The sequence below is a fragment of the Nonomuraea turkmeniaca genome, from assembly GCF_005889735.1.
Lineage (GTDB): Bacteria > Actinomycetota > Actinomycetes > Streptosporangiales > Streptosporangiaceae > Nonomuraea > Nonomuraea turkmeniaca.
This window is the reverse complement of the sequence record NZ_VCKY01000348.1, coordinates 1-8,365: the sequence shown is the minus strand read 5'-3', so window position 1 is coordinate 8,365 and position 8,365 is coordinate 1. Positions and strand designations below refer to the sequence as shown.

The 8,365-nt window shown below is 70.4% G+C and carries 10 protein-coding genes; 3 read left to right on the top strand and 7 right to left on the bottom strand.

The features are described 5' to 3' along the window. Positions 1-165 precede the first annotated feature (165 nt). Positions 166-606, top strand: coding sequence for a metallopeptidase family protein (locus ETD86_RS50535; RefSeq protein WP_138673752.1), 441 nt, complete (start codon positions 166-168; stop codon positions 604-606). 91 nt (positions 607-697) lie between these two features. Then, on the top strand, positions 698-1,081 hold the full coding sequence (locus ETD86_RS50530; RefSeq protein WP_211370836.1) for a VOC family protein: 384 nt from the start codon (positions 698-700) through the stop codon (positions 1,079-1,081). Positions 1,082-1,271: 190 nt separating this feature from the next. Here ETD86_RS50530 and ETD86_RS50520 read toward each other — a convergent pair whose 3' ends face one another. Further along, positions 1,272-2,744 carry an alpha/beta hydrolase family protein gene (locus ETD86_RS50520; protein ID WP_170223737.1) on the bottom strand — a complete coding sequence of 491 codons (1,473 nt, stop codon included), beginning with the start codon at positions 2,742-2,744 and terminating at the stop codon, positions 1,272-1,274. A gap of 79 nt (positions 2,745-2,823) precedes the next feature. Here ETD86_RS50520 and ETD86_RS50515 point away from each other — a divergent pair, with 79 nt between their 5' ends. After that, positions 2,824-3,387, top strand: coding sequence for a winged helix-turn-helix domain-containing protein (locus ETD86_RS50515; protein WP_138673749.1), 564 nt, complete (start codon positions 2,824-2,826; stop codon positions 3,385-3,387). Positions 3,388-3,409: 22 nt separating this feature from the next. On the opposite strand, the gene ETD86_RS50510 is transcribed toward ETD86_RS50515, so the two are convergent. The 6 genes from ETD86_RS50510 to ETD86_RS56330 form a co-directional block, all read right to left on the bottom strand. Beyond that, complete coding sequence (locus ETD86_RS50510) at positions 3,410-4,207, bottom strand: ABC transporter permease (RefSeq protein ID WP_138673748.1); 798 nt, start codon at positions 4,205-4,207, stop codon at positions 3,410-3,412. After that, positions 4,200-4,955: an ABC transporter permease gene (locus ETD86_RS50505; RefSeq protein WP_138673747.1), complete on the bottom strand. Its 756-nt coding sequence runs from the start codon at positions 4,953-4,955 to the stop codon at positions 4,200-4,202. Before ETD86_RS50505 ends, ETD86_RS50510 begins: the two co-directional genes overlap by 8 nt. Then, on the bottom strand, positions 4,952-5,890 hold the full coding sequence (locus ETD86_RS50500; protein ID WP_138673746.1) for an ABC transporter ATP-binding protein: 939 nt from the start codon (positions 5,888-5,890) through the stop codon (positions 4,952-4,954). Before ETD86_RS50500 ends, ETD86_RS50505 begins: the two co-directional genes overlap by 4 nt. Before the next feature lie 96 nt (positions 5,891-5,986). Next, on the bottom strand, positions 5,987-7,297 hold the full coding sequence (locus ETD86_RS50495) for a DUF5719 family protein (protein WP_138673745.1): 1,311 nt from the start codon (positions 7,295-7,297) through the stop codon (positions 5,987-5,989). Further along, a complete protein-coding gene (locus ETD86_RS50490) occupies positions 7,294-8,115 on the bottom strand; it encodes a hypothetical protein (protein ID WP_138673744.1) in 822 nt (273 codons plus the stop codon). Before ETD86_RS50490 ends, ETD86_RS50495 begins: the two co-directional genes overlap by 4 nt. Positions 8,116-8,152: 37 nt before the next feature. Continuing rightward, positions 8,153-8,365 (bottom strand): hypothetical protein (locus ETD86_RS56330; protein WP_170223736.1); only part of this gene is annotated, 213 nt, incomplete at its 5' end.

The window sequence follows — 8,365 nt, the reverse complement described above, 5'->3', positions numbered from 1 at the left end:
GCCCACAACGTGCCATTATCCCCCAAATCCCCTCCACAAAAGGATCACCTAATAGTCACCCTCGCCTCAGCAGCACCAGGGGCGCGGACGAGCAGACGCCGATCACCCACCGGACCGGCACCGCCACGCTCAGATTTCACGGGGCATCCCCTTAGACTTGCCCCTGTGACTCCGAAGCGCGGTCCCAGACGGCGCGATCGCCACGGTCGCGGCCTCCGCGGCCCGCTCGCCCCCTCCCACGTCCCCATGGCCAAGTCGCGCAGCGAACGCTTCGACGACCTCGTCCTCGACGCCGTCGACCGCCTCCGCCCGCGATGGGAGCGGCAACTGTCGGCCGTGGAGTTCGCGGTGGAGGAGGTGCCACCGCTGAGCGAGCTGGACGACGGCCCGCGCCTCAGCACGGACCCGATCCCGTTCGGCCGCGCCGACGCGGCCACCGGCCAGAATCCGGCGTCCGTGGTGGTCTACAGGCGCCCTCTGGAAGCGCGGGCGAGGGACCGCGACACCCTGGGCGCCATGGTCCACGACACGGTGGTGGAACAGGTCGCCACCCTGCTCGGCCTCTCCCCCGAAACCGTCGACCCGGGATACGACGACCGCCGCTGACCGCCCCACGGACGCCCAGGAGACCCGGGCCCGATGAGTTTCGTGTCCGTCCCGAGTCCACCGGATGGAACCGAACGACAGGAGGCTCGACATGGGCGAGCGAGCGAGCAACGCGATCACCGGCATCAGAACGATCGCGGTCCCCGTCACCGACCAGGACCGCGCCGTCATCTTCTATGTGGGCACCCTAGGGCTGGAGAAGCGCCTGGACGCCCCGATCGAGCAGCTCGGCGGGCGCTGGATCGAGGTGGCGCCCCCGGGGTCGGCCACGTCCATCGCCCTGGTCCCCGCGTCCCCGGACGCGGCGGCGGGCGTCGAGACCGGCGTCCGCCTCAGCACGGCGGACGTCGCGTCCCTGCACAAGGAGCTGGCGGCGATCGGCACCGACGTGGACGAGCTGCTGCTCTGGGAGGGCGTCCCGCCGATGTTCGCCCTCCGCGACCCGGACGGCAACGCTCTCGTGATCGTCGAATAGTGGAAGGGGACCTCACGATGGCGAGCACACTGGACAAGCAGTTCACCGCGACGCTGCTGAAGAGCCCGAGCAAGGGCGGATGGACGTATGTGGTGATGCCGGGCTCCGCTCACCTGCGGGAACGCATCACCTAAGGCCCCGCCGCCGGCGGCGGATCACGGCTTGTGGACGGCCGGCGCGCCGGCCCCGTTCACGGAAGGAGCAGGCCCCAGTAGAGACCCCATGGGATGAGCACCGTTCCTCCGGCAATCAGAAGCCAGAGGCGCACGCTCTCGCCACGGGGAATGGGGAAGCGGGCGCGCCGCCAGGAGAGTGCGGTCCGGACCGTGGCGACCACACAGGCCACCGCCAGGCCCTGCAGCGCGAGCCAGACCAGCGGGCGGCCCGTCACGACCGGCCCGGGGAAAGCCATCTCGCCCCCGCTCATCAGCAGATACATCACGTAGACGAACATGCCGGGCACCACCACGAGCCCGCCGGCGCTGAGCAGCCGCGCGACCTTCGTCACCGGAGCCCGGGAACGACCGCGAACGCGCCGCACCAGCGCGACCACGGGATAGGAGCCGAACGCGACCAGGAACAGCGCCGACGCCACCAGCTGGACCGCCGCCGACTCCCACCAGGCCGAACGATGCACCGGAATGGTCAGCGCATCCTGAACGGGCACCGGCCCTGACGTTCGCGCGACGGGCGCCCCTCCCGCGGTCGCGTCGGCCACCCAGGAGCCGACCAGGTCAGCGTAGCCGGGCGCGAGCTCGGCCAGCGGGGTGACGCCCCCGTCGGAGGTCTTGAAGGCGGCGTGTTCGGCGTTGCCGAAGAAACGAATCGTATAGCGCCGGTTGCCGCCCTTCTCCAGGGCTGCGACGAAACCCGGCGGGCTCTCCAGGGGCGGGGTCAGCAGGTCGTGGGTGCCCCAGATGGCGAGCACCGGCTGACGTACGGCGGCGATGGTCGGCCGAGGGTCGTAATGCGCCTCGGGGAACATCCCGAGGTCGTCGATCATCCGGAACATGTTGAGCTCGGCGCGGTCCACGAGCGAGCCCCTGACACCGGCCCTGAGCAGCCCCGCCTGCACGGCCCACGTCGCCTGCCGCAGCGGCGACAGGCTGTTCGCGCCGACGAGCACGACGAAGGCGACGTCCTTCGAGCGGGACGCCGCGATGGGGACCACCCAGCCTCCCTCGCTCAACCCCCATAATCCGACCTTCGCCCCGTCGACTCCCGGCTGTGAGCGCAACGCGGCCAAGCCGCCGAGCGCGTCGTCGGCGAGCTGCGAGTAGGACCTGTGGAAGAGCGAGTACCCCACGGATCGTTTGTCATAGATCAGCACGGACATCCCCCGGCGGGCGAACTCGACGGCCTCCGTCAGGTGTCGCGTGCGGGGTGAGCCGCCGCCCGCCCCGGTCACCAGCACGAGGCCAGGGCGGCGCCCAGGCCCGGCAGTGGCGGGTGAGAGGACCGTGCCGTGCATCGTGAGGCCTTCGCTGCCCGGAAAGCTCACCTCCGTGGCTTTCAGGTCGGGCGGAACGGCGATCGGCGGCGAAGGCCGGGGCCCGGGAAGAGCGGCAGCAGCGGCTGCGGGGGCGGCGACGAGCAGGACGACCGCGACGCCGACCGCCCAAAGAGCTCGAAGAGTCTGAAGAAGCCGAAGAATACGTGTCATATTGCCGAGACTAGTCTGCAGAGAGTTCTCGGCAAACAGTGCTCTGCAGATATCGTTCGGCAGGACTAGGCTGATCCTCATGACGGATGAGGAGCGGTTCATCCTCGATGACCCCGCGAAGCTGAAGGCGCTGGCCCACCCCATGCGGCAGCTCATGCTGCGCCACCTCGGCATCCACGGCCCCGCCACGTCGACCACGCTCGGCGAGCTGCTCGGCGCCAAAACCGGCACCACCAGCTATCACCTGCGCCAGCTCGAGAAATACGGCTTCATCAAGGAGATCCCCGAGCGATCCACCGGCCGGGAGCGCTGGTGGCGCCACGCCGGCGAACCCCGCGACATGCGCCTGCCGACCCCGGACCAGCTCGCCCCCGAGGACCGTCCGGTGCTGGCCGAGTTCCACCGGATCGGCATGGAAGAGGACCGGCGGCTGTTCGAGAGCTTCCCCGAGGCCTATTGGCGCGACCCCGAGTGGGCCAAGGCGTCGCGCGGTCTGGCCCGCATGACGAAGGCGGAGTTCGAGGAGTTCTTCGAGGCTTACATCGCCTTGCTGATGAAGTACAACCGCTCACCGGAGGAGGCCCCGCAGGACGCGCGACCCATGCACGTCCGGCTCTTCGCCCTTCCCGCCGACGAAGACTGAGCGCGGTTCGGCACCGCTGACGTCAGTGGCCGACGCTCTGGTAGTGGTCGAGCTGACGCCGCCAGATGAGGTACGCCAGCACGATCAGGACCACGCCCAGCAACGGCGCCACCAACGCCCAGGGACCGTCGAGCTTGCCCAGCACGACGCTCGAGGGCACGTACGCCACGAAGGCGACCGGCACCACGAAGGTGAGCAGCCACTCGACCGCACCACCGAAGATCTTCATCGGGTACGAGCCGAACTTGCTGAAGATGTCGTCGACGAAGACCCGCAGGGCGAAGGTGTCGACCATGCGCAGCGACAGGGAGCACAGCGCGAGGAAGAAGGCGGCCTCGATGAGGGCGCCGCCGACGATCGCGATGAAGCAGAAGGCGATCAGCCAGACGTTCCACTGGACCGCTGCGTTCCGGCCGGCGACGGCGAGCAGCGTCACGCCCACGATCAGGTCACCGAACTGGGCGATGCCCATTCTGTTGCCCATGAGCTGGACGAGAGGGTTGAGCGGACGGAGCAGGAAGCGGTCGAACTCCCCATTGCGCACCACCCAGTGGATGTCGTTCACGCTCATCAGGGGGATCATCGCCAGGGCGTGGGCGGTCAGGCGCAGGCCGTACAGGAAGGCGATCTCCGCCAGCCCCCAGCCCGCCAGCGACGGAAAGGTGTGCATCACCACCCAGATGAAGGCGAACCCGGTGCCCTGCCAGATCGCGCCGCTGAGGATGCCGATCACGGTGTTCATGCGGTACTGCATGGCGCCGCGGGCAGAGGCACGCTGGAGCATGACGTACAGGCGCAGCGCGCGGAGGACCTCAGCCACCCTGGATCACCACCCTCCGATGGGCCCGGGACCAGGTCAGGACGAGCAGGCCCCACAGCCCCGCGATCCAGGCGAGCTCAACCACCACAGGACCTGAAATATCGGAAATGTGGCCGACGTAGACCGCCGCGGGCACGTAGCCCATGTACTTGAAGGGCAGGATCTCGGCCACCACGCCCAGGAACCCGGGGAAGAAGGCGAGCGGCACCATCGTCCCCGCGAAGAACTGGCTGACGAGCCGGTAGAGCAGCGAGACGGCCCCGATCTCCATCGTCCAGAAGCCGATCAGGCTGATCAGCAGCGCCAGCTGCACGGCGATCACATATCCGAGCACCAGCGTGATCACATAGCCGGCGCCGTTGACCGGCACCGTGATCGAGCCGACCAGCAGCACCACCGGGATGACCGGGGCGAGCAGCAGCAGCCCGCCCAAGGTGTTCCCGGCCTGGAAGCCGGCCATCTGCCGCAGATAGCCGACCGGCCGGGCCAGGTCGAAGAAGACCATGCCGGTACGAATGCGGTCATGGATGATGCGGGAGACGATGGTGTGGGTGACGAAGGCCTGCAGGTTGGCCAGGGTCAGGTAGGCCAGTAACGCGTCCAGCGTGAGCCCGGCGGCCGCGGGGCGCGAGCCGTACACCGAGGTCCAGATCATGCGCAGCAGGAAGACCTGGGCGACCAGGGCCACGCAGGTCATGATGATGTTGCTGCGATAGGCCAGGGCGAGGCGGAAGCCGATGCGCGTCATCGGGTGTAGATCCCCTTGATCACGCTCTCCAGGTCCGGCTCCTGGATCGACATGTCACGGATGGCGTGTTCGGCGGCGATCGACGCGATCATGCCCGGCAGGTCGTCGTGGATCTCGAACACGTAGCGCCCCTCGGCGTCGCGCGGCACGCCGCGTACCTCCTCCGGCTCGGACTCCAGCAGGACCACCAGCCGGCGGGGCTGGTTCACCAGCGCGTCGATGGCGCCGTCGAAGAGCACCCGGCCGTGGTCGATGAGGATGATCCGCTTGCACAGCGCCTCGACGTCGGCCAGGTCGTGCGTGGTCAGGACGACGGTGGTACGCCCGAGGCGGTTGGTCTCCACGATGAACTCGCGCACCGCCTCCTTGGCCAGCACGTCCAGCCCGACGGTCGGCTCGTCGAGGTAGAGCAGCGGCGGTTCGTACAGCACGGCCGCCGCCAGGTCGCCGCGCATCCGCTGGCCCAGGCTGAGCTGTCGGACCGGAGTGTCGAGGAAGGCGTCGAGCCCGAGCAGGTCGCGCAGCTTCTTCAGCGACGTCTCGAAGCGCGGAGCGGGAACGTCGTAGAGCGAGCCCACCAGCCGCAACGACTCGATCAGCGGCAGGTCCCACCAGAGCTGGCTGCGCTGGCCGAAGACCACGCCGACGTTGCGCGCGTTGGCCGAGCGGTCGCGCCAGGGCACCAGGCCGTTGACCTCCACGGTGCCGCTCGTCGGAGTGAGGATGCCGGTGAGGATCTTGATGGTGGTGGACTTGCCGGCGCCGTTCGGCCCGAGATAGCCGATGACCTCGCCCTCGTCGATCCCGAAGCTGACATCGTCGACGGCGGTGGTCTCTTCGTGCTGGCGGGTGACGAGCGTGCGTAACGCTCCGAAGGGGCCGGAGAAGGTGCGCGGCCGGCGGAACACCTTGGTTAACCCCTCGACCAGGATCATGCAGGTATCTTTTCTTCGAGGCACACACGCTGCAAGTTATTTCCACCGCTGGATGCGCGTGGCCCCGCCGGGAGGACCGTGCCCCTTCTGGGCCTTCTAGGGGAGGACCACGCGGGGCGTGTCGGTGAGGGGAGGGAGCAGGGTCCACCTCCGCGCCGGAGCCAGTGGCTGGGCGGTGATCAGCAGGCCGGTCTTGAGGCGTTCCTCCACCACTCGCCCCCCGTAGACCTCGCCGGCAAGGGGCGTGACGACCACCGCGAAGTCGCCCTTCGCCTTCAGCCGGACGTTTCGCGTCCGGCCCGCCGGCACGTCGACGTCGAACGGTGGCTCCGCCTCCCCCTTCCCGGGCACGACCTGGACCCGCACCTTGCCGGGCTGTGCGCCGAGTGCGGTGAGGATCAGGCGGGAGCCGGTGCCGTTGCGGGCCACCGCGCTGCCCAGGTCCAGAGAGGGCGTGCCGGCGGTGAAGGCGATGTCCGAGCTGCCGCCGGTGCCGGTCATCACCAGGCCGGCCACGATCGGGGTCTCCGAGGTGAGGACGAGGGCCGCTGACGAGCCGCCCACGCCGGTGGTCACGTCCAGCGAGACGACGCTTCCCGCCGGTACGTCGACCGTCTCGCGGCCCCGCATGGCGTACTCGGCGTCCTCGGTCACAGCCTTCACCCGTACCAGCGCGTCGCTCTCGCCAGGGGCGGCGACGAACAGCTCGCGGCGGCCGCCGCCGCCAGGGATCCCGGGGACGACCATCCGCGTGGCGGGCGGCGCTGCGGCGGGGAGCCAGTCGACACCTCCGGTTTCGAGCGTGGTGCGGGCGGCGACGGCGACGCGGCCGAAGATGGTGGTGACGCTCACGGCCATGATGTCGGCCGACGGGGCGAGCGTCTTCATGTCGATCTCGCGATGCTCGCCGGGCGCGATCTCCAGACCGATGCCCTTGTCGCCGGAGACCGGGCCTTCGGCCGCGTGGACCTGTACGTCGGCCAGCGCCGGCGCCTTGTCCGCGTTCGTGAGGTGCAGGATCACGCCGGCGTCCGCCGGTCCGGGGCCGAGCAGCCAGGTCACGGCGGCGGGTTCGGTGCAGCGCACGCCCGCCAGGCCGCGTCCGGCGCCCCGCGTGGCGCGGGTGGTGTAGCCGGCCTCCAGCGCGGCGGGGCCCTTCGTCACGTACGGCTTGCCGTCCGCCATCGCCTCGTGGGACAGGCCACCGGGCAGGTACACGCCGACCTTCTCCCCCTTCGTCCCGGGGCATACGGCGGTGACCGACTCGACGGCCACCTTCCTGGGTGCCGCGGCCGTGGCAGGGGCGGCGGGGGCCGGTCTGGTGACGTACGCGACGCCGTACAGGGCGGCGAGAGCCACGATGACCAAGGCCACCAGTCCGAACCGGTTCTCGACGAACGACCTCATGACACCCCCGCCAGGACGGCACTGGGCGACGGCTCCGCAGCCTCCTGCGGGCTCTCACGCCGCCCCGGCGTGGCCAGCACGGCGAACACCAGCACCAGCGCTCCCTGCGCCCACAACCACGGCTTGTGCAGGGCACTCTCGGGCTGGGCGGGCACGCGGGTGACCGGTTCGACCACGCGCCACAGGCCGCCGGCCTCCGACAGGCTCATGCGCTGCAGCGAAGGCTGGGAGTCCAGTGTCCTGGTCAGGAGCGGCGTGACCGGCGGCGCCACGGCGACCATGGCGATCCCGTTCTGGGCAAGTGTGGCGGCGTCGCCGCCGCGCCCGCCGGCGAGCCCCTGCGCGGCGGTGGCGACGCGGCCGCGGGCCTCGGACGCGACGGGCAGCTCCGACTCGCCGATCAGCGGGGTACGCCCGTGCAGCACGGTGAACTCGGACCCCTTGATCACCAAGGTCCGCTCCCCATGGGCGGTACGCGAGGCCGCCAGGGCCGGCAGGACGTCGGGCGCGTCCCCGGTGAGCGGCCCGCGCACCCCGGTGGCCACCCAGTAACCGGCGGCCAGCAGCGGCGTGCTGAACGCCACCCCCACCAGCGCCGTCGCCCCCAGCCGCCGCAGTCCGCCGCCGGCGCGCAGCTCGGCCAGGCGGTGCGCGGTCAGGCCCACGAGGACCACCAGGCCCATCCCCGCGAACGCCAGCGGCACCCCCGGCCAGGCCCGCGTGCCCTCGACGGCGATCCGGCCGACCAGGATCGCGGCGAACATCCCGTACAGGGCGATGCCCCAGCCGATGGCGACGATCATGCGCTGGCGGCGCATGAGGGCGCGGCCAGCGCCGTCACCAGCAGCCCCGCCGTCACCCAGAACGGCGGCAGCCCGGGCCCTCCGGGCTCAACGACAGCAACGACTCGGGAGCCGATGCGGCGTCCACCAGCGCGGGGTCGTGCAGCCCTGCCTCCAGCAGGAGCTTCCCAGGGTCCGTGACGAGTGTCGCCAGCCACGGGAGCAGCAGCGCCACCGGGACGAGCAGCGCGATGGCCATGGACACCACCACACCGTCCTGCCGGCC

Coding starts and splice junctions, on each gene's coding strand:
- ETD86_RS50495 (WP_138673745.1), bottom strand. CDS start 7,297: ATGAGGTCGTTCGTCGAGAACCGGTTCGGACTGGTGGCCTTGGTCATC.
- ETD86_RS50530 (WP_211370836.1), top strand. CDS start 698: ATGGGCGAGCGAGCGAGCAACGCGATCACCGGCATCAGAACGATCGCG.
- ETD86_RS50505 (WP_138673747.1), bottom strand. CDS start 4,955: ATGACGCGCATCGGCTTCCGCCTCGCCCTGGCCTATCGCAGCAACATC.
- ETD86_RS50520 (WP_170223737.1), bottom strand. CDS start 2,744: ATGACACGTATTCTTCGGCTTCTTCAGACTCTTCGAGCTCTTTGGGCG.
- ETD86_RS50515 (WP_138673749.1), top strand. CDS start 2,824: ATGACGGATGAGGAGCGGTTCATCCTCGATGACCCCGCGAAGCTGAAG.
- ETD86_RS50500 (WP_138673746.1), bottom strand. CDS start 5,890: ATGATCCTGGTCGAGGGGTTAACCAAGGTGTTCCGCCGGCCGCGCACC.
- ETD86_RS50490 (WP_138673744.1), bottom strand. CDS start 8,115: ATGCGCCGCCAGCGCATGATCGTCGCCATCGGCTGGGGCATCGCCCTG.